Raw genomic sequence first — 21,288 nt, 5'->3', positions numbered from 1 at the left:
GAACCACTCCCCGAAGGACCTCCATGCCCAGATCCGGACCCCGCGTCGGACGCCGACGCCTCGCCCTCCTGGTGACCGCCGCGCTGACCGCCCTCGTCACAGCCGTCTCCTGCACCCTCCCGGCCTCCGCCGCGACGGCCGGCACCCTCACCCCGGGGCACCTGCGCACCCAGCACCTCGACGAGGCGCTGGGCATCGACGACACCACCCCGGTGCTCAGCTGGCGGACCACGGCCCGCACCGCGAGCGTCCTGCAGGGCGCCTACCGCGTCCAGGCGGCCACCTCGGCCGAGCGTCTGCGCTCGGGCCGGGCCGACCTGTGGGATTCCGGCAAGGTCTCCTCCGCCGTCCCGGAGACGACCTACGCGGGCCGCGCCCTCGGCTCCCGCACCCGCGTCCACTGGCGCGTCATGCTCTGGTCCGGGGCCGGCCGCGACTCCGGCTGGAGCGACCCAGCCGTCTTCGAGACCGGGCTGACCCGCGCGTCCGACTGGCAGGCCGACTGGATCACCCACCCCGAATGGCGGCTGAGCGAGCGGGAGATCGAGCCGGTCGTCGTCGAACTGCCCCGCACGACCGCCCGTTACCTCCGGCTCGACGTGACCCGCCTCGGCCTGCCGCTGAAGGAGAGCGTCGACGCCCGCACCTGGCGGCTCCAGCTCGGCGAGATCGACGTACGGGACTCGGCGACCTCCACGGCGGGGCTCGCCAAGGGTGCAGCGGTCACCGCCTCCGAGACGACCACCGTCCGCAAGACCTACGAACCCGCCCTCGCGGTGGACGGCCTGCCCAACAGCGCCCTGCAGACCGCCGCCGGCTACTCCAGCGCGGCCCACAGCTCCGCGGACACCTCGGCCACCCCCGTCACCCTCACCCTCGACCTCAAGTCGGCCAAGACCTTCGACCGGGTGGCGCTCTACCCGAGGGCCGACGTCCTCACCGACGACGGCCGCGTCCCGAACTTCCCCGTCGACTACGCCCTGTCCACGGCCGACGCGGCGAGCGGACCGTACACCCGGGTCTCCGCGGTCGGCGGACAGCAGCCGCCGAAGCCCTACCTCCCGGCCGGACTGCCGCTGCTCGCCGACGACTTCACGCTGCCACGAGGCGTGCGCAGCGGCCGACTGTACGTCGCCGGTCTGGGCATCTACGACGCCACCCTCAACGGTGAGCCGGTGGGCGACGCCGTGCTGGAGCCGGCCAACACCGACTACCGCGAGCGCGTCCAGTACGCCACCTACGACGTCACCGACGGGCTGCGCGCGGGCGCCAACACCCTCGGCGTGGCTCTGGGCAACGGGATGTCCAACGTCGTCAGCACCGCCGACCGCTACCGCAAGCTGTACGGCAACATCAGCGACCCGAAGCTCATCGCGCAGCTGGAGATCACCCTCGCCGACGGCAGCGTCCGCACCGTGACGAGCGGCGACGACTGGCGCACCACGCTCGGTCCCACCACCTCCAGCAACTGGTACGGCGGCGAGGACCACGACGCCCGCCGCGAGATCCCGCACTGGGACGAGCCCCGGGGCGACCGCCGTTCCTGGGACCGCGCGGTCACCGTCACCGCGCCGGGCACCACGGACGCGCCGGCCGCACTCAGCGCCCGCGAGACCGAACCGATCCGGGTCGTGCAGACCCTCACCGGCAAGGAGGTCGACGCAGCGGCGGGGAGCCGCGTCTTCGATCTCGGCCGCAACATCGCCGGCTGGCCGCAGATCACCGTCAGCGCGCCCGCCGGCACGGAGGTCCGCGTCTACCCGGCCGAGAGTCTCAAGGACGGCCACGCGTTCCAGTCCATCAGCAACGTCGGCGGCCCCCTGTGGGACAGCTACACCACCCGCGACACCCGCAGTGCCACCTGGCATCCGACCTTCGGCTACCACGGCTTCCGCTACCTGGAGCTGAAGGGCCTGCCCGACGGGGCGAAGGTCACCGTGCGCGGCCGGGTGCTGCGCACCGACAACGCCTCGGCCGGCACGTTCACCAGCTCCGACCCGCTGATCAACGGCATCCACGGCCTGATCCGCCGGGCCGTCGAGGGCAACATGATGAGCGTCCTCACCGACTGCCCGAGCCGGGAGAAGCTGGGCTGGCTCGAACAGGACCAGCTGGTCTTCCCCACGCTCGCCGCCAACTACGACATGCAGGCCCAACTGCGCAAGATAGTGCGGGACATGGCCGACGCGCAGACCGCCGAGGGACTGATCCCGAGCACCGTTCCCGAGTACACGAGCCTGCCGGGCGCGTACCGCAACGACTCCAACTGGGGCGGCGCCTTCGTCCTGGTGCCCTGGCAGCTCTACACGACCTACGGCGACGCCGACACCCTGCGCACCTACTACCCCGGCATGCGCCGGTACGCGGCCTTCCTCCAGACCCAGGTGGCCGACGGCATCCTCGACTACGGCCTCGGCGACTGGTTCACCCCGGACCGCACCTTCCCGCGCGCGGTGGCCGGCACGTACGGCTACTGGCGTGTCGTGGACGCCCTCGCCCGCATCGCCACCGTCCTCGACGACGACGCGGCGGCCGCGGAGTACCGGACGAAGGCCGACACCGCCGCCCGGGCCCTGGAGGCCAGGTACTACGACGCGGCGACCGGCACCTTCGCGGGCGGCGGCCAGGGGGCGGAGGCCCTCGCCCTCGACATGGGCGCCTACCCGGAAGGGGAGAAGGACCGCCTGCTGGCCCACTTCACCGGAGCCGTCGAGACCGCAGGCCACCACCTGCTGCTGGGCGAGATCTCCCTGCCCGCCGCGTTCCGTGTCCTCTCCGAGGCCGGCCGCGACGACGTCGTCCAGCGCATCGCCACCCGGACCACCAGCCCCAGTTACGGCTACCAGGTGGCCGCCGGCAACACCACGCTCGGCGAGTCCTGGGACGGCGGTCCCGGCCAGTCGCAGAACCACTTCATGCTCGGAGCCATCGACTCCTGGTTCACCAGCAGGGTCGCCGGTATCGCGCAGACGCCGGAATCGGTGGGCTACGCGGAACTGCTCATCGACCCGGCCGTCGAGGGCGACCTGACCTCGGCGTCCGGCTCGTACCGCACCCCCTACGGTCTGGCCCGCACCGACTGGGCCCGGACGGACGGCCGCTTCCGCCTGACGGTTCAGGTGCCGGCCGGCAGCACGGCGGAGATCCACGTCCCCACCGGTGACGGCCGTGTCACCGCCCCGCGCGGCGCGCGCCCGGTGCGCTCCACGCCCACCGAGGCCGTGTACGCGGTCGGTTCGGGGCACTGGAGCTTCGGCTCGACGCTGTAGCCGTCATGCATCGATGCCCATCGCGGCGGAGCACCGAGACCGGCTCCAGGTCTCCGGCTCCGCCGCGGTGGGCCGCCGCTGCTGCCCCGGCGCTCCTGTTCTCCTGCCCCTGTTCTCCTGTTCTCCTGTTCTCCTGTTCTCCTGTTCTCCTGCGGGACTCCGGCTACTTGATTCCGGTCGTGGCGATCCCCTGCGTGATCTGTCGCTGGAAGACCAGGAAGACCGCGATCAGAGGCAGGAAGCCCAGGACCGAGGAGGCCATGACCTCCGCGTACTGGATGTTGCTGTTGTTGATCAGGGAGGCCAGACCGACGGGGATGGTCTGGGACTTGGTCTGGTTGAGAACGAGCAGGGGCCAGAGGAAGGAGTTCCAGGAGGTGATGAAGGTGAGGATGGCCACGGTGGACAGGGCCGGGCGGCACAGCGGCATGCAGACCGTCGCGTAGATCCGCCACCAGCTCGCGCCGTCGATGCGGGCGGCCTCGATCAGCGCGATGGGGATGCCGCGGAAGAACGCCTGGAAGACGAAGACGGAGACCGGGGCGGCGATCGAGGGAAGGATCAGCGCCCAGAAGGTGCCGAGCAGGCCGAACGCCCGGTACTCGATGAACTGCGGCAGCACCAGCGCCTCGGTCGGCAGCATCAGGCCCGCCGCGATCAGGCCCATCAGCACGGGGCGGCCGCGGAAGCGCAGGAACGCCAGCGCGAAGCCCGCCATCGAGCAGAAGGTCACCGTGAACAGCACGGCGAGGGTCGAGACGACCAGGCTGTTCAGATACCAGCTGCCGATCGGGTAGTTGTTCCAGGCGTAGGAGTAGGCGTCAAGGGACCAGCCGCCGGCGAACGGCGAGGTCGGGTCCTGGGTGATCGCCGGGTCCCTGCGCAGCGAGGTGACGAGCGCCCAGGCGAAGGGCACCAGCCAGATCAGGGCGAACAGGGTGAGGCAGACCGCGCAGAGCCGGTTGAAGAGCTTCGCGCCGTCGACCGCGGGCGATCCGGGATCGGAGCCGGAGCCGGAGCCGGCCTTCGAGAGGGGCCGCGGCTGGGTGGTTGTGGTCATGAGGTCCTCCGCTCAGGCCGGGGCGCTGGTCGCGCGTCGGCGCCGCAGCCCGTACCAGGCCGCCGAGATCGCGACGATGATGACGAAATAGACCATGGTGGCGGCAGCGCCGTAGCCACCCCGGTAGGAGGTGAAGCCGGTGTCGTAGATGTACTCGATGACCGGCCGGGTGGACTGGTTGGGGCCGCCGCCCAGGAGCAGGTAGATCTGGTCGAAGACCTTGAGCGAGGCGAGGACCTGCAGGATCAGCACCAGGCTCGTGGTCCGCCCGAGCATCGGTACGGTGATGAAGCGGATCTGCTGCCAGGGCCCCGCCCCGTCGATGGCCGCCGCCTCGTAGACGGTCGGCGGGACGTCCTGGATCGCGGCGGTGTAGAGGACGAAGTTGAAGCCGAAGGTCCACCACAGGGTCATCAGCGTCACGGCGGTCCAGCCGCCCGAGGTGCTGCCGATGAAGTCCGGCACCGGCAGTCCGACGGTCCCGAAGAGCTTGGGCAGCAGTCCGATCTGCGGGGTGTACATCCACAGGAAGATCAGCGCGACCACGGACGACGGCACGACGTACGGCGCGAAGAAGGCCAGCCGGTAGAAGACCCGGCCGCGCGGCATGCGGGCGGCGAGGATGGCGACGACCAGCGCGAGGACCACCAGCAGCGGTGTGGTCAGCAGGGTGAAGAACACCGAGTGCCACATCGCGTCCCAGAACAGCGGGTCGGTGATCACCTCGGAGTAGTTCGACAGGCCGACGAAGTCGCCCGGGCCGCTCTTGACGGTGGTGGTGTTGAAGAAGCTCAGGACCACGCCCACGAGCAGCGGGCCGGCCAGGAACAGCAGGTAGATGACGAGGAAGGGCGTGCTGAGCAGCACACCGGCCCGGCGTTCGGAGCGGGGCGGCCGGTCGGGCGGCGGAGCCGTGGTGGGCGCTGCGGGCGCCGGTCCGGTCGAGGACGAGGTCGAGGCGACGGTCGTCATGGTGTGGCTGCCTCCTGCTTCACTTCATCGTGACCGGCGGTCGGGACGTGGTGTACCGCTTGAGGCCGGAGCGCATCGCGGCGACAGCGGCCCGGGGCGTGCTCCGCCCGGCGAGGACGTCGATGACCACCGCGCCCACCGTGCTCTGGAAGTCCGAGCCCGCGCCGGTGTACCAGGCGACCGGGTCGTACCGCGCGTCGAAGGCCGCCTGTACGTAGTTGCGCTGCGGCGACTGGTCCAGGAACGCCTTGCTGCGCTGGGTCGGCAGCCAGGCCGGGACGTGCCCGCCCTTCGCCCATACGGCGCTGTCCTCCAGGAGGGACTTGACGAACCGTGCCGCGTTCCGGGTACGGGCGTCGGAACGCTTGTCGTTGCGCGGGACGACCAGCGCGTGCGAGTCGGCGTAGGCCACCGGCTCGGGGCCGAGCAGCGCCGGGAACGGCACGACGTTGAAGTCCAGGCCCTTGATCGCGCGGTACGAAGGGATCTGCCACTCGCCGTCGAAGAGGAAGCCGGCCTTGCCGGTGCTGAACAGCGCGTTGGCGCCGGAGCCGTTGAGGTTCTTGGGCATCAGGCCGTCCGCGGTGAGGCTCTGCATGAAGGCGAACGTCTCCTGCATCGCCTCCTCGTCGACGTCGATCTTCGTGCCGGAGTCGGTGACGACCGGTCCGGCGAGGCCGGAGTAGATCATGCTGAAGTACCGCCACGCGGTGGACGGGTCGGCGGTGATCGACATCACCGCCCCGTACGGGGCGCCGCCCTCCTCCTTCATCGCCCGCACGGCGGCCAGGAAGTCGTCCTGGCCCTCGAGCGGGGCGAGGTCGTCGCCGGCGGCGTTGAGGAGGCCGGCCTTGCGGGCCAGGTCCACGTTGTAATAGAGCACGAAGGGATGGGTGTCGAGGGGGACCGCGTACACCTGGCCGTCCACGGTGGACTTCTGCCAGGCCGCCGGGGTGAACCGGTCCTCGGTGATGCCCAGGTCCTCGACACCGGTGCTCTCGATGGGCTCCAGCAGGCCGGACGCGGCCAGCAGCGGAAGCCGCGAGAGATGGGTGATGCCGACGTCCGGGGGTGTGCCGCTCGCGGTGGCCAGGGCGAGCTTGGTGTAGTAGGGGTTGCCCCAGCCGAGGATCGTCGCCTCGACGGAGGTGCCGGGGTTGGCTTTGCGGAACGCGTCCTCCATCAGCACCATGTTGGCGCCGTCACCGCCGGTGAAGAGGTTCCAGAAGATGACATCCGCGGTGTTCGGCTGGGTTCCCGCCAGGCCGGACACGAGCGGGGAGGAGGACGAGCACGCCGCGAGCCCTCCGGACAGGGCTAGACCGCCGCCGAGGGCCAGAAACCGTCGGCGCGCCATCGCTCCGCTCATGGGGGTATTCACCTCGTTAATTCGATGTGAACTCGATGGCGCAGACCCTCGCACATGCTTTGCATCGATGCAATAGGTTGGCGGGAAACCCCTCTTGCGTTCGGGTGCGGGGCCGTTTCGAGCAGGCCGCGGGGTCGGGCGGGCGGCCGGTCAGCTCTGTCCGGGGCGCCGGAGAGAGGACTCCCGGACCACCAGCCGGAAGGGGGTCGCCTCCTGGACGGCCGCCGCGGGGGCCGCGGGGCCGTCCTGGCCGGCGGGACGCCCCGACCGCTCCCGCATCTGCTCCTCGAGCAGGGTGAGCGCACGCTCGGCGATGACGTCCAGGTCGGGGGCGATCGAGGTGAGCGGCGGGTGGGTGTACGCCGACTCCCGAATGGCGTCGATGCCGACCACCGCGATGTCCTCGGGCACCCGTACGCCGGACGCGCCCAGCGCCCGCAGCGCCCCGACGGCCAGCGCGTCGTTGTACGCGAAGATCCCGTCGGGCAGCGGGCCGTCGTCGCCTTCCAGCAGCTCCCGCACGGCCGCGTACCCCTGGTCCCGGTTCCAGTCCTCGACCGGCTCGACCAGCCAGTTCACCCGCCGCACCCGGGCCGCGGACAGCGCCTGCCGGTAGCCCTCGGTACGCTGCCTGCCGTTCTCGCTGCCGTTCTGGCCGAGCGCGACGATCCGGCGGCAGCCCTGTTCCAGCAGGTGCTCCACCGCGACCCGGGCCGCCGCCACGTTGTCGATGCCGACCCGCGGGAACTGGTCGCCGACGCTGTGCTCACCCAGCATGACCAGCGGGAAGTCGGGGCCCTTGGCGGCGACGTCCAGGGCCGGCACGGTCAGGGCGCTGAGCAGCACGCCGTCGGCGACATTGGTGAGACCGCCGTCGAGGATGTGCCGCTCGACCGCGCTGTCGCCCGCCGTCGCCTCGACCAGCACCGTGATCCCGCGCCGGCCCGCGGCCCGGACGACGGTGTGGGCGAGCTCGGCGAAGTAGGGCTCGGCGAGGTACGGCACCGCCAGGGCGATGAACCCGGTGCGGCCCGAACGCAGTCCGCGGGCCAGGTAGTCCATCCGGTAGCCCAGTTCGTCCAGTGAACGCTGCACCCGCGCCCGGGTCTCCGGGCTCACGTGCGGGTAGCCGCTGACCACGTTCGACACCGTCCGTACCGAGACTCCGGCGTGCTCGGCCACGTCCCGCATCCGCACTCTGGTCACCCTGGGCTCCTCCCCGCTCCGCGCGGCTCGCTGGTTCGTCGACCCGCCCCTGGAGTCTGCCGCACCGGCAGTGCCGCCGGGTCGTCACGTCCTGCCGATGTCTTGCATCGATGCAAACGATCACTCATGATGGCAGGGCTTCCGGCCACGGAAACACCGGAATGCCGGAAGGCCGGGATGCCGGAAGGCCGGAATGACAGAAAGCCGACATAGGCGATCAATGCGGACAGAGTATCGGCAGAAGGATGAAGGAGGCTTCGTGAGGGCGAGCGAGCAGGACGGGACGTATCCGAGGCCGATCCTGCGGCGGGAGCGGTGGCACAGTCTCGACGGGGTCTGGGACTTCGCGTTCGACGACGCGGGCTCGGGCGAACGCGAGGCGTGGTTCGCGCCGGTCGGGGGCGTCGGCCCGGGTGCCTTCGACCGGGAGATCACCGTGCCGTTCCCGCCCGAGGCGCCCGCTTCCGGAATCGGCGAGACCGCGCCGCACCGGGTCGTCTGGTACCGGCGCCGCATACCGCACGCGGTCCTCGCGGTCGGCGGCGACGACCGGTCGCTGGTGCACTTCGGCGCCGTCGACCACCGGGCGAAGGTCTGGCTGGACGGCACGCCGGTGGCCGAACACATCGGCGGGCAGACCCCGTTCACCGCCGATGTCACCGACGCGCTGCGGCCCGGCGCCGACGAGCACGTGCTCGTCGTCCGTGCCGAGGACGACCCGGCCGACCTCGCGCAGCCGCGCGGCAAGCAGGACTGGCAGCCTCGGCCGCACGCGGTCTGGTACGAGCGGACCACCGGCATCTGGCAGACCGTGTGGACGGAGACGGTGGCCGCCCAGCACGTCACCGACCTGGCCTGGCTGACCGACCCCGCCCGCGGTGTGCTGGCCGAGGTCGCCCTGGCCGCGGTGCCCGCCGCCGGACTGACCGTGGAGATCGTGCTGAGCCTCGGCGACGAGGTGCTGGCGCGGAGCACCACCGAGGTGCGCACCCCGCGCAGCCGCATCGACGTCGTCGTCCCCGCGCTGCGCAACGGGATCGACCGCGAGGACCTGCTGTGGAGCCCCGAACGGCCCACGCTGATCGACGCGCGGGTGACCGTGCGCGAGACCGACGGCGGCGCCGTCGTCGACACGGTCGACAGCTACGTCGGACTGCGCAGCGCCGGTGTCGGCCGGGGCGCCTTCCTGCTCAACGACCGTCCCTACTACGTGCGTTCGGTGCTCAACCAGGGCTACCGGCCGCAGACCCTGCTCGCGAACTCGGGCACCGCGGAGCTGCGCCGCGAGGTCGAGCTGATCAAGGCGATGGGGTTCAACGCGGTCCGAATCCACCAGAAGGCCGAGGACCCCCGTTTCCTGTACTGGGCCGACCGGCTCGGCCTGCTGGTGTGGGGGGAGACCGCGGCGGCGTACGAGTTCAACGCCGAGGCCGTGGAACTGCTCAGCCGCGAGTGGCTGGACCTGGTGCGACGGGACCGCAGCCATCCTTCGATCGTCACCTGGGTGCCGATCAACGAGAGCTGGGGCGCGTCGGACATCCCGCACGACACCGCGCAGCGGAACTACTCCGTCGCCCTGGCCGCCCTCACCCGGGCCGTCGACCCGACCCGGCCGGTGCTGTCGAACGAGGGCTGGGAGCACACCGACAGCGACATCCTCGGCGTCCACGACTACTCGGCCGACCCCGAGGTGCTCACCCGCCGCTACGGCGACGCGGCGGCCTTCGACACGCTGCTGGCCGGACCGGGGCCGCAGGGGAGGGTGCTGGCGGTCACCGACCGGCAGGTCGAGCGGTACGCGGCGGGCGACGCACCGCTGATGATCACCGAGTTCGGCGGGCTCTCGCTGCGCGCCGACGACGGCGACTTCTCCTACACCCGGACGAGCTCCGACACGCAGTACGCGGCGCTGCTGGGCGACCTGTTCGCCGCGCTGCGGGCGAGCCCGATCGTCACGGGCTTCTGCTACACGCAGTTCATGGACACCGCGCAGGAGACCAACGGTCTGCTCTTCCCCGACGGCTCGCCGAAGCTGCCGCTGGAGACGATCCGGCACATCGTCACCGGGGAGAAGGACGGCACGGCGTGACAGCCGGGGCGGCCGCCCACCGGGTACGGGCGGCCGCCCCGGCTGTTCCGACCTCGGGGCCGGCCGGCGTCGGGCCGGGGCCGGTTCGGGAACGCCGCGGTGAGCCGGTCGGCCGAAGCGGATCAGGTATCCCGCAGCCTGCCCCGCCCGTCACCGCCCCAGCCCCCGGAACGACCGGTGCACGAGGCCACTTGGGCAGGGAAAACGCAACTTCGACATGGCCCGCAGAGGCAGCTACCTTCACCTGGTCTTCGGCGATCGCCCATGGTCGCGCAGGAGTTCCCTCAGGCCGAGCCACCCGCGACGGGATGACTAGGCCTGCCCACGAACCCTCGCCCCCATGCGCAGGCCGGCGAACACGTCGCCGGGTCCACGCCGGGCAGCCTCGACCAGGGAGAGACGCATGCCCCACCTTGCTCTGTACACATTCGGCGTCCTGAAGTCACCTCTCGTCGATCCCGCACCTCTCACGCGCGAGTTCTACGACATCGGTGAGGCCGTCTACCGGAAGATCGGTCAGCACCCCGGATACCTCGCGCGTGCCGAAGTGGCAGACGGTGACCCGGGCATGCTCTTCGAGGCGGACTGGGGTGCATGGGGAGAGTTCGCCGTACCGACCTGGTACGGCAAGGGCCGGACGGTGGAAACCACCGCCCTGGCCGCGACCCTCTCCCTCTGGACCGACCTGCGCCCCGCCTTCGACGCCATCTACACCGGCCTGCACCGTGCGGCGCTGAACAGGCGTTACGACTGGTTCGAGAGGACAGGACACCCGAATCACGTGTGCTGGTGGGTCTCCGACGGCGTGATACCCACCTGGCAGGACGGAGTGTCCAGGCTGGAACACCTGCACGACCACGGCTCCGCGCCGCGCGCCTTCACCTTCCACCACTCCTTCGCCCCGGACGGAACTCAGGCCAGGACCGATGGCATCGGGCCGAAGAGCGACCGGGTTCGCTGACAGGTAAGCCTGCACGACCGGGTTCGCTGGCGAACGCCTCGATCGAACGACGGCGCACAGATGCTTCTGTATCTGCGCCAACGGCGGCTCCGCCGGTACCTGGGGCTTCGCCCGCTGCCTCGCGAACACCGCCTGTCCCGCGCCGAGCAAGTCAATATTGCCGTGGCAGGAGATGGGCCGCTCCGTGGCCTGCCGGAGCAGTACTCACCGGCCTGCACCTGCACGACGCCGTCCGTCCTGACGTCCTGCCATTCTCCAATGGCTCACACACACCCACGGTCCCGGCCCGTCGCACCCGCGATGCCGGCCCGGTCCGCCTTGTGAAGTTGGGGATCACTATGGCGCAGTCCATCAGTTCGTCGAAGAAGCTGAGCTCCGCGGCATTATCAGCGCTGTTCCTGCTGTGCGGTTCACCCGCCGCGGTGGCGACGCCGTACGACGCGGACCGTGCGGCCGTCCACGAGGTCGACGTCACCGGCCTGCCCGCCACCAAGGAGGGCCAGCCGACGGTCGCCGTCAACCCGAGAGACCCGGACAACCTGGTGTTCGTCGCGACGGTCTTCCCGCCTTCGCCGGGCCTGGAGCCGGTCGACGGCGGGTGTTTCCTGGCCTACTCGAACGACAAGGGCGACACCTGGACCCGGGTGCCTTGGCCGCTGGGCGACGCGGCGCCCAAGTGCGGCGAGCCGAGCGTGGCCTTCGACGCGAAGGGAACCGTGTACGTGGACAACAACCAGGTCAGCTCGGGCCTGGAGGCGAACCTGCTGAACCACAACCAGGTCTCGAGGTCGACGGACGGCGGCCGGACCTGGACCGCTCCGGTGACCACGCCGCTGCTGCTCGGCGGTGCCCCCAAGATGCGGGTGGACGGTGCGACGGGCAACGTCTACGCGGTCGCCGGGAAGGTGTGGGAGTACCCGAGCGCGGTCTCCGTCAGCGCCGACGGCGGCAGCACCTTCAGCCCGCCGCGGGTGATCCCGGGCCCGATGCCCTGCATCCAGGTGGCCCCGGGCATCCCACTGGTGTGCGGCTACCCGGGACGCGAGATCGCCGTGTACGGCGGGATCCTCGTGTCCGCCTCCCAGGAGGCGGGGAAGCCGGTGAACTTCCATGTCAGCCGTGACGACGGCCGGACGTGGACGAACACGACGGTGAACGACCGCCGGGGAACCCCCGTTCCGGCCGGCACCGGGTCGCTGGTGCCGACTCCGGGGCTGGGCGCTGCTGCCGATCCCGTCCCGTGGGTGGCGGCCGATCCCTCCCGCCGTGGCCGGTTCGCCGTGATGGTGCCCCGGGACTCCGGTCTGGAGGTCTACGTCACCGCGGACGCCGGCAGGACCTGGATCGGGCCGTGTGCGATCTCCACCCCGAACGCCCAGCGGCCGGCGATCGACTTCGGCGCGAACGGTGATCTGGGTGTCATGTGGCGCACCACCACGGGCGACGCGTTCTCGGTCGTCTCGTTCGACCACGGGCGCTCCTTCAGTGCCCCGGTGCAGGTCAACCACGCGACCGAGCCGGTCGGAGAGATGGGTCCTCCCGGTGACCGCTGGTCGGGGATAGCCCTGGCCGACGGGTACGCGTACGTCACCTGGGCCGACGGGCGCAACGGCTCCTCCCTGGATTCCAACTTCAGCCGGGTGCCGCTGAAGCTGTACAGGCGTCCCGCGGTGAAGGCGACGCACTGACGGACGCGACAGGAACAGACAGGCCCTCGGGGCCGGGGAGTGGTCGGTCCCGCTACCGGTCGTCGCTGCCGCCGTTCGTCCGGGGCCGGGGGTGTACGAGGCCGCTCTGGTAGGCGATGACGACGAGTTGCGCGCGGTCGCGGGCGCCGAGTTTGTTCATCGCCCGCTGGATGTGGGTGCGGACGGTCAGATGGCTGAGGACGAGGTCGTCGGCGATCTCCGTATTGGTCTTGCCGTCCGCGGCCAGGGCCATCACCTCGCGTTCCCGGGACGTGAGCGCGGTCAGCTCCGGCGGCGGCTCCGAACGGGGGTCGGCCGTGGTGAGGAAGCGGGTGATGAGGGTCCGGGTGGCGCTCGGAGACAGGAGGGCCTCGCCGGAGGCGACCGTGCGGATGCCGTCCAGCAGGGTGTAGGCGGAGACGTCCTTGCCGAGGAATCCGCTGGCCCCGGCGCGCAGCGCCCGGGCGACGTACTCGTCGGTCTCGAAGGTGGTGAGGATGAGTACGCGGGTGGCGGCGAGGTCCGGGTCCCGGCAGATGGCGGTGGTGGCGGCGAGACCGTCGGTGCCGGGCATGCGGATGTCCATCAGGACGATGTCGGGACGGTGCGTGCGGGCGAGGGCGACGGCCTGCGCTCCGTCGGACGCCTCGCCGACCACCTCCATGTCGGGATTCTCCTGGATGAGGATCCGGAAGGTGGTGCGCAGGAGTTCTTGGTCGTCGGCGAGCAGGATGCGGATCGTCATGGATGTGTGTGCTCTCCGGAGTCAGTGGAGGATCGGCAGTTCGGTGGTCACAGTGAAGCCGCCGTCGGGCCGTCTGCCGGCGTCGAAGCGGCCGCCGGCGGAGCGGGCGCGTTCCCGCATGCCGATCAGGCCGAAGCCGTCGCCGGGACCGGCCGGGGCCGGCTCGCGGGCGGAGGGCTCGTTGGTGACGGTGACGGTCAGCCTGTCGCTGCCGTAGGCCAGCCTGACCTGCGTGGTGCTGTTCGGCGCGTGTTTGGTGACGTTGGTGAGGGCCTCCTGCACGATCCGGTACGCGGTCAGGTCGACGCCGGGCGACAACTGCTGCTCCTCACCGTCGACGACGACCTGGACCTCGAGGCCGGCCGCGGTGAAGGAGTCGACGAGGCCGGGCAGTTGGCGCAGGCCGGGGGTCGGCTCCGTGGGCGAGTCGGGGTCGTCCGGCCGGCGCAGGAATCCGACGGCGGCTTTGAGCTCCCGCAGCGCCGAGGAGGTGGTGGAGGCGAGCTGGGCGACCATGGGCGCGACTTTGTGGGGGCTGGTCTGCGCGAGGAAGGTGGCGGTGCCGGCCTGCGCGTTGGCGAGCGCCAGGTGGTGGGCGACGACGTCGTGCAGCTCGCGGGCGATACGCACGCGCTCCTCGGCGACGCGGTGCCGGGCTTCCTCCTCACGGCTGCGTTCGGCGTACTCGGCCCGCGCCTTGACCGCATCGAGATAGGCGTGCCTGGCCTGCGCCGCCGTCCCCAGGGCCACCGGCAGCAGGAGACACAGGATCGGGTTGACGACGGCCAGGTGCCAGGGATGGCCGTAGCGGTCACCGAAGACCACCGGCAGCACGATCACCGCCGTCATGGCGAGGCACCACCCGTAGGCGGTCCTGCGCGGAACCTGCACGGCCAGCTCGTACAGGGCCGCGATCACCGGCGCCAGCAGCATGGGAGTGAGCAGGTAGCCGATTCCGCCGGCGGCGGCGGCGCACACCGCCGTGGCGACGACCACGGTCCGGGGACGGGCCCGCCGCCACAGCAGGGCGCAGGAGGCCACGACGGCGAGGGGCAGGGTGGACCACCAGCCCAGTGCCTCGGCACGGCTGTCGCTGCTGTAGAGGGCCACGGGTCCGGAAAGGACGCACAGCACCGCGACGAGCGTCGCGTCGACGGCGTGCGGATGCTTCTGCGCGTAGTGCTGCCGGCGGCTGGTCATGAGGTGCTCCGGTCGGGGGGTGTTCCGTCCATGATCGGTCACACGGCGCCGCGACACCCGCAGGGCTTCCCGTGAAGCCGGGGGAAGCCCTGCGGGCCGCGCACGGAGACGCCGGTTCAGTTCCGTGCCGGTGCCGGTGCCGGTGCCGGTGCCGGCACGGATGCGGATGCCGGTTCCTTGTCGGCGGTCGGCTCCCGGGTGCCGGTCCTCCGCTCGGCGAGGGCCTCACCTTCGATGTCCACGTGGGGCAGGCGCCGGTCGAGCCAGTGCGGCAGCCACCAGGCCCTCTCTCCGAGCAGGGCCAGGACTGCCGGGACGAAGACCATCCGGACCAGGAAGGCGTCGAACAGCACGGCCACGGCCAGGCTGAAACCGATCATCTTGATCATGGACAGGCCGGCCCCGACGAACCCGGCGAAGACAGCGATCATGATCAGCGCGGCGGCCACCACGACACGGGCGCTGTGCCGGAACCCGCTGACCATCGAATCGGCGGGCCGCTCCCCGCGGACGTACGCCTCCCGCATCCGGGAGACCAGGAACACCTCGTAGTCCATGGCCAGACCGAACACGATGCCCACCATCATGATCGGCATGGTGCTCATGATCGGCCCGGTCTGCTGCAAGCCGATCAGATCGGCTGCCCAGCCCCACTGGAAGACGGCCACGACCGCGCCGAGGGCGGCGAGCACGGACAGCAGGAACCCGACGGCGGCCTTGAGCGGCACAAGCACCGAACGGAAGATCACGAGCAGCAGCAGGAAGGCGAGTCCCACCACGACCGCCAGATAGGGGACCAACGCGCTCTGCATCTTCTGGGCGACGTCGATGTTCACCGCCGTGGTGCCGGAGACCAGGAACGTCGCATCCGTTGCGGACCGCAGACCCTCGCGTTCGCCGCGGATCGTGCGGACCAGGTCCTTGGTCTGCTCGCTGGTGGGCGCGGTGGAGGGGGTGGCGGTGAACAGGGCGGTGTCACCGGCCGGGTTGAACCTCGCGGTCGAGACGGACACGACTCCCGCGGTGTCGGCGATCTTCTCCGTGATCGCCGCGACCGCCGACTCCGGGTCCTGTGCGTCCCTCGCGTCCACGACGACGGTCAGCGGACCGTTGAAGCCGGGGCCGAAGCCCTCGGCGAGCTCGTCGTAGGCCCGGCGCTCCGTGGTCGCCGTGGACTTCGACTCGTCCCCGGGCATGCCCAGCTGCATGTCCGCCACCGGCAGCGCCAGTGCCCCCAGCACCGCGACCGAGGCCAGCAGCACCGGAACCGGGCGGCGCAGTACGAACCGGGCCCAGCGGGTTCCGGCATTGCGCTGTGTGCCGCCGCCCTTCTGCTTGCCCTTGCGGATCCGGCGGGCCAGAACGGCGTCGGGGAACAGACCCAGCAGCGCGGGGACGAGAGTGAGCGCGACCAGGACGGCGATCACGACGGCCCCGGCCGCCGACAGACCCATCTTCGTCAGCGTCGGAACGCCGACGACCGAGAGCCCCGCCAGCGCGATCACGACCGTCAGCCCGGCGAACACCACCGCCGCACCGGCCGTTCCCACGGCGAGACCGGCGGCTTCCTGCGGGCTGCGGTGCCTGGCCCGTTCCTCGCGGTACCGGGACACGACGAACAGCGCGTAGTCGATGCCGACGGCCAGGCCCAGCATGGACGCCAGACTGCTGCTCGTCGTGGACAGCCCGAACGTGCTGCCGAGGGCCGTGATCGACACCATGCTGATGCCGACCCCGAGGACGGCCGTCAGCAACGGCAGTCCGGCGGCCGTCAGGGAACCGAAGGTGACGAGCAGCACCAGCGCGGCGATGCCGATGCCGATCGCCTCGCTGGAACCGCCGGCCGCGGGCTGACCGGCGAGCACCGGGCCGCCGACGTCCACGGTCAGACCGGCTTCGCGGGCTTCCTCCACGGCCGCCCGCAGGTGCTGTTCGGTGGAGTCGGTGATGTCCTTGGACTTCGCCGTGTAGGTGACGATCGCGTAGGCGGTGGAACCGCTCCTGCTGACCGCACCCGACCTGAAGGGGCTGACCGCGCTCTCGACCTGACTGCCCTCGCCGGCCTCGTCGACCAGCTTCTCGATCGTGGCGCGGTGGTCGGAAGCGGTGACCTTCTGCCCCTTCGGAGCGACGAAGACAATCCTGGCCGATGCCGTGTCGGCGTTGTCGGAGGTGCCGGGGAATCGCTTCTGCAGCAGGTCGTAGGCACTCTGCGCTTCGATGCCGTTCATCGAGGCGGTGTCGTCGGGAGGCGCGGGCGCCATGGTCGAGGCAAACCCGACGGCGCCCAGCAGGACCACCCACAGGGCGGTCACGAGCCGGCGTCGTCGAAAGGCCGTACGGCCCAGTCGGTAGAGAAGAGCAGCCACGGGACGGAGGTCTCCACATCTGATTCGGGTACCTCCTCAGGCTGTCCGTTCGGGCCGCTCACGTCTGCCTGCGCCTGCCGACACTTCACCTACTGAAACAGCAGTACGGCCCTCCTGAGCCCGCAGTATCCGCGCGTGCGGGCCCCGGTCCGCCTCAGGCGGGGACGCTCACACGGTGCCGGTCCGCCTCGGCGAGGCGTGCCGAACGCGTGCGGGTGCCGAAGGCGGCCAGGGCGAGGGCGCCGAGCAGCCAGGTGCCGGCGATGAAGTAGAAGACGCTCCGGTAGCCGTGGCCGTTGTAGAGCGCGGCGACGATCAGCGGACCGGCGGCGTTCGACAGCCGGCCGAGGCCGTAGGAGACGCTCGTTCCCAGGGAGCGGCTGCGGGTGTCGAAGAGCTCGGGGGAGTAGGCGTAGGCGAGTGCGGTGTAGCCGCGCTCGAAGAGGTTCACCAGGAAGCCGAACACGATGATGAGGACCGGGTTGAAGGTGAGCCCGTACAGCAGGCCGCAGGCGGCGATGACCGTGCCGAAGGCGACCAGACACCATTTGCGCTCGAAGCGATCGGTGACCAGGGACGCCAGGTAGCAGCCGAGCGGTGCGCCGACGGTGGTCAGGGCCACGTAGAAGACGGACTTCTCGACGCTGAAGCCCTCCTTGGCCAGCAGGGTGGGCGCCCAGCTGGAGTAGCCGAAGAAGCCGATGGTCTGTGTCATCCACAGCACGGTGAGCAGCAGCGTCGGGAACAGGTACTTCCTCTGGAGGAGCAGCCGCAGCGGCGCCCTTGTCGACGGCGTTTCGTCGACCGGGGGCGCGGGCTCGGCCAGGGGGCCCTTCTCCGCGGCGACGCTCGCCTCGATCTCCCTCAGGACCGCGTCCGCCTCGGCGTGCTCGCCCCTGCTCTCCAGCCAGCGGGGCGACTCCTTGAGGTGCCGGGTGAACAGGACGAGGAGGATGCCCAGGGATCCCCAGAGGTACACCAGCCGCCACGACCAGTCGTTGAGCGGGACGACGGCGCTGGCGATGAGGTTGGTGACGGGCGTTCCGCAGATACCGATGGCGATGGCGTACGCCTGGTACTTGCCGCGGATCGCCGAAGGGTACATCTCGTTGACGTAGACGACCCCCACGACGGTCATCGCCGACAGCCCCGCCGAGGTCAGCACGCGGAACACGCCCAGGGACACGAGGTCCCAGGAGAAGACCGCCGCGAACGAGGAGATCCCGAAGAACAGCGTCGTCCACAGCAGTGCCCGTTTGCGGCCCCACCGGTCGGCGATGGACCCGGCGACGATCGCCCCGAGGAACATCCCGACGAACGAGAGCGAGGTGACGTAGGCGACCTGGTCGACCGTCAGGCCCCACAGCTTGATCAGTTTCGGCGCGGTGGTGGCGAAGCTGTTGATGTCCGCGAACTCGAAGAAGTAGGCGAAGGCGACGGCGAGCAGCGTGACTTTGTGGAACCGGGAGACCGGAAGCCTGTCCAGCCGGTTCAGCGCGTTGGCGTGTTTCATGAGCGGCCCTTGTCGAAGTGGAGGGGAGTACGGGGGAGTCGGGGACGTCAGATGTGCTCGCCGGGCCAGTAGAGGCCCATCGGGTTGGCGACGAGGAGCTTGTGCCGCTGCTCCTCGGTGACCGCCACCCGCGGCAGGTGATCGACGAGGAGTCCGTCGTCGGGCATGTGGCCGGTGAGGTTGGGGTGGGGCCAGTCGGTGCCCCACAGCACCCGGTCGGGGAACTCCTCGACGACGCGGCGGCCGAAGGGGACGACGTCGGTGTAGGCGTGCCGTTCGCCGTCCAGGGCGGCGGGTCCCGTCACGCTGAGACGCTCGGGACAACTCACCTTCACCCAGACGTCGTTGTCGTCGACGAAGCGCAGGAACCGGGTGAACTGCGGCCCGTCCACCGGCTGGGTCACGTCCGGGCGTCCCATGTGGTCCACCACCAGCGGAACGGGCAACGACCCGAAGAATCCCTCCAGTTCGGGCAGGTCGGCACTCTCGAAGTAGAGGACGACGTGCCAGCCCAGCGGAGCGACCTTCTTGGCGATCGTGTGCAGGTCGTCCTCGGGCGAGCTGTCGACCAGACGCCGTACGAAGTTGAACCGCACTCCGCGCACGCCCGCCGCGTCGAGTTCGAGCAACTCGCCCTCGCTGATGTCCGGACGGACCGTCGCGATGCCGCGCGCCCTGCCGCCCGCGGCTCGGACGGCGTCGACCATGGCGCTGTTGTCCGCGCCGTGGCAGGTGGCCTGCACGATGACGTTGCGGTCGACGCCCAGGTGGTCGCGGAGGGCGAACAACTCCTCCTTGCCGCCGTCGCAGGGCGTGTACTTCCGTTCCGGCGCGAAGGGGAAGTCGGCCTGCGGGCCGAAGACGTGACAGTGGGTGTCGACGGCCCCCGGCGGCAGCCGGAAGGCAGGCCTGGACGGGTTCCGGTACCAGTCCAGCCAGCCGGGGGACTTGGGGGCGGGAGCACTCACGCGGGTCACCGCCCCTGGCGCTTCAGCAGCGCGTCCAGGCGGGGGTACACGGCGCGGGCGTTGTGCTCCTGGATCGCCGCCAGGTCGTCCGCGGGCAGCCCGGCCGCCTCCGCGTAGCGACGGGTGTCGTCGAAGTGGTGGCCGGTGCACGGGTCGATGTCGCGGACGGCGCCGATCATCTCCGAGGCGAAGAGGATGTTGCGGGCCGGGACGACGTCGTAGAGGAGATCCGAGCCGGGCTGGTGGTAGACGCAGGTGTCGAAGAAGACGTTGCCCAGGACGTGTTCCTCCAGCGGAGGCTTCCCGAGCGCCATCGCCAGGCCCCGGAAGCGGCCCCAGTGGTAGGGGACGGCGCCGCCGCCGTGCGGGATGACGAAGCGCAGGGTCGGGAAGTCGGCGAACAGGTCGCCCTGCACCAGCTGCATGAACGCCGTGGTGTCGGCGTTCAGGTAGTGCGCGCCCGTGGTGTGGAAGGCGGGGTTGACGCTCGTGCTGACATGGACCATCGCCGGGATGTCGTACTCCGCCATCTTCTCGTAGACGGGGTACCACGAGCGGTCGGTGAGCGGCGGCGCGGTCCAGTGACCGCCCGACGGGTCCGGGTTCAGGTTCACCGCGACGGCGCCGTACTCCCGCACGCAGCGGGTGAGTTCCGGTACGCAGGTGGCGGGGTCGACACCGGGCGACTGCGGGAGCATCGCCGCGGGCACGAAGCGCTCCGGATACAACCGGCTCACCCGAAAGCAGAGTTCGTTGCAGATGGCCGTCCATGCGGCGGAGGTCTCGAAGTCCCCGACGTGGTGCGCCATGAACGACGCGCGGGGCGAGAAGACCGTCATGTCGATGCCGCGTTCGTCCATCAGCCGCAGCTGGTTCGGCTCGATGGTCTCGCGCAGCTCGTCGTCGTCGATGCGCAGGTCCGCGCGGGCGGGGGCGGCCGACGGGTCGGTCAGGGAGGCGATCTGCCGGTGGCGCCATGCCTCCAGGGCCGGCGGGGCGGTCGTGTAGTGACCGTGACAGTCGATGATCATTACGGCGTCCTTCTCGGGCTGCTGGGTGCCGTGCAGCCTGGCTCCGCCCCGCACCGGCGGACGAGGGGGCCGAACACAGAACTAACCTCCCCTTAACACTCCGCCGGGTGCGCGGTCGGTGTGGTCTACATTCGGCTGGAGGCAGTGGCCGGGAGTGGCCGAAAGGAGGTGGTCAGGGTGCAGATCCTGCTGGCCGAGGACGACGACGGTGTGGCCGCGGCGCTGGTCGAGGTCCTGTACGACCACGGTCATGTCACCCGGCGGGTCCGGTACGGCCGGGAGGTGCTGACCTACCACCGCAGCTCCGACCTGCTCCTTCTCGATCTGGGCCTGCCCGACACGGACGGACTGGACGTCCTGCGCGCCCTGCGTGCGGTGAGCGACATGCCGGTGGTGGTGCTCACCGCCCGCGGCGACGAGCGCTCGGTCGTGCGCGGCCTGCGGCTCGGGGCCGACGACTACCTCGTCAAGCCGGTCCGCCTCGCCGAACTGCTCGCCCGGATCGACGCCGTCACCAGGCGGAACGCGGCGAAGAGCGCCTCCTCGGCACGGACGGCCCGTGCCGGTGACGTCGAGGTGGACCTCGACGCGCGGCGGGTCCGGGTCGCCGGGTCGGAGGTCGAACTGACCACCAAGGAGTTCGACATCCTCGCCGTGCTGGCCGGGCGTGCGGGCACGGCGGTCAGCCGCGAACAGGTCCTGGACGAGGTGTGGGGCGACGCCCGCCACGCCGTGTCCCGGTCCCTCGACGTCCACCTCACGCAACTGCGCGCCAAGCTGCGCCGCCCCGAGCTGCTCACCACGATCCGGGGCTTCGGCTACCGCTTCGGGGACCTCGAGGACTGAGG

Annotated in this window: 15 protein-coding genes; 5 read left to right on the top strand and 10 right to left on the bottom strand. The window is 70.8% G+C overall.

The genetic code is table 11. From position 1 onward, the window contains the following. Positions 1–23 precede the first annotated feature (23 nt). Positions 24–3,269, top strand: a complete 3,246-nt coding sequence (locus ABT070_RS31125) for a family 78 glycoside hydrolase catalytic domain (protein WP_351765427.1) — start codon at positions 24–26, stop codon at positions 3,267–3,269. A 163-nt stretch (positions 3,270–3,432) separates the two neighbouring features. Here the strand turns inward: ABT070_RS31125 and ABT070_RS31120 are convergent, their stop codons facing one another. From ABT070_RS31120 to ABT070_RS31105, 4 genes are all read right to left on the bottom strand, one after another. Continuing rightward, entirely contained in the window at positions 3,433–4,329 is an 897-nt protein-coding gene (locus ABT070_RS31120) for a carbohydrate ABC transporter permease (RefSeq protein WP_351765425.1), read from the bottom strand. A gap of 12 nt (positions 4,330–4,341) precedes the next feature. After that, positions 4,342–5,301: a carbohydrate ABC transporter permease gene (locus ABT070_RS31115; protein ID WP_351765424.1), complete on the bottom strand. Its 960-nt coding sequence runs from the start codon at positions 5,299–5,301 to the stop codon at positions 4,342–4,344. 19 nt (positions 5,302–5,320) lie between these two features. After that, positions 5,321–6,670 (bottom strand): extracellular solute-binding protein, encoded by a 1,350-nt coding sequence (locus ABT070_RS31110; protein WP_351765422.1) that lies wholly within the window; start codon positions 6,668–6,670, stop codon positions 5,321–5,323. Between the two features lie 150 nt (positions 6,671–6,820). Beyond that, complete coding sequence (locus ABT070_RS31105; RefSeq protein WP_351765421.1) at positions 6,821–7,876, bottom strand: LacI family DNA-binding transcriptional regulator; 1,056 nt, start codon at positions 7,874–7,876, stop codon at positions 6,821–6,823. Positions 7,877–8,135: 259 nt separating this feature from the next. Between ABT070_RS31105 and ABT070_RS31100 the strand changes: the two genes are divergently transcribed. From ABT070_RS31100 to ABT070_RS31090, 3 genes are all read left to right on the top strand, one after another. Then, entirely contained in the window at positions 8,136–9,965 is a 1,830-nt protein-coding gene (locus ABT070_RS31100) for a glycoside hydrolase family 2 protein (protein ID WP_351765420.1), read from the top strand. A gap of 403 nt (positions 9,966–10,368) precedes the next feature. Further along, on the top strand, positions 10,369–10,926 hold the full coding sequence (locus ABT070_RS31095; RefSeq protein ID WP_351765419.1) for a DUF3291 domain-containing protein: 558 nt from the start codon (positions 10,369–10,371) through the stop codon (positions 10,924–10,926). 338 nt (positions 10,927–11,264) lie between these two features. Continuing rightward, on the top strand, positions 11,265–12,614 hold the full coding sequence (locus tag ABT070_RS31090; protein WP_351765418.1) for a sialidase family protein: 1,350 nt from the start codon (positions 11,265–11,267) through the stop codon (positions 12,612–12,614). A 52-nt stretch (positions 12,615–12,666) separates the two neighbouring features. Here the strand turns inward: ABT070_RS31090 and ABT070_RS31085 are convergent, their stop codons facing one another. The 6 genes from ABT070_RS31085 to ABT070_RS31060 form a co-directional block, all read right to left on the bottom strand. Beyond that, on the bottom strand, positions 12,667–13,359 hold the full coding sequence (locus tag ABT070_RS31085; protein WP_351765417.1) for a response regulator transcription factor: 693 nt from the start codon (positions 13,357–13,359) through the stop codon (positions 12,667–12,669). 21 nt (positions 13,360–13,380) lie between these two features. Then, positions 13,381–14,559, bottom strand: coding sequence for a sensor histidine kinase (locus tag ABT070_RS31080; RefSeq protein WP_351765415.1), 1,179 nt, complete (start codon positions 14,557–14,559; stop codon positions 13,381–13,383). 116 nt (positions 14,560–14,675) lie between these two features. Further along, the gene (locus ABT070_RS31075; RefSeq protein ID WP_351765414.1) at positions 14,676–16,928 is read right to left on the bottom strand and encodes an MMPL family transporter; all 2,253 of its coding nucleotides are present in this window, start codon (positions 16,926–16,928) and stop codon (positions 14,676–14,678) included. 154 nt (positions 16,929–17,082) lie between these two features. Further along, complete coding sequence (locus tag ABT070_RS31070) at positions 17,083–18,441, bottom strand: MFS transporter (RefSeq protein ID WP_351765412.1); 1,359 nt, start codon at positions 18,439–18,441, stop codon at positions 17,083–17,085. Positions 18,442–18,488: 47 nt separating this feature from the next. Beyond that, positions 18,489–19,409, bottom strand: a complete 921-nt coding sequence (locus tag ABT070_RS31065) for an amidohydrolase family protein (RefSeq protein WP_351765411.1) — start codon at positions 19,407–19,409, stop codon at positions 18,489–18,491. Between the two features lie 5 nt (positions 19,410–19,414). After that, complete coding sequence (locus ABT070_RS31060) at positions 19,415–20,440, bottom strand: amidohydrolase family protein (RefSeq protein WP_351765409.1); 1,026 nt, start codon at positions 20,438–20,440, stop codon at positions 19,415–19,417. Between the two features lie 177 nt (positions 20,441–20,617). On the opposite strand from ABT070_RS31060, the gene ABT070_RS31055 reads away from it, so the two are divergent. Beyond that, a complete protein-coding gene (locus ABT070_RS31055; RefSeq protein WP_351765408.1) occupies positions 20,618–21,286 on the top strand; it encodes a response regulator transcription factor in 669 nt (222 codons plus the stop codon). Positions 21,287–21,288: the final 2 nt, after the last annotated feature.

Origin of the sequence: Streptomyces sp. NPDC002884, from assembly GCF_040295245.1 — a bacterium.
Classification (GTDB): domain Bacteria; phylum Actinomycetota; class Actinomycetes; order Streptomycetales; family Streptomycetaceae; genus Streptomyces.
This window is presented reverse-complemented; position numbering and strand designations above follow the sequence as displayed.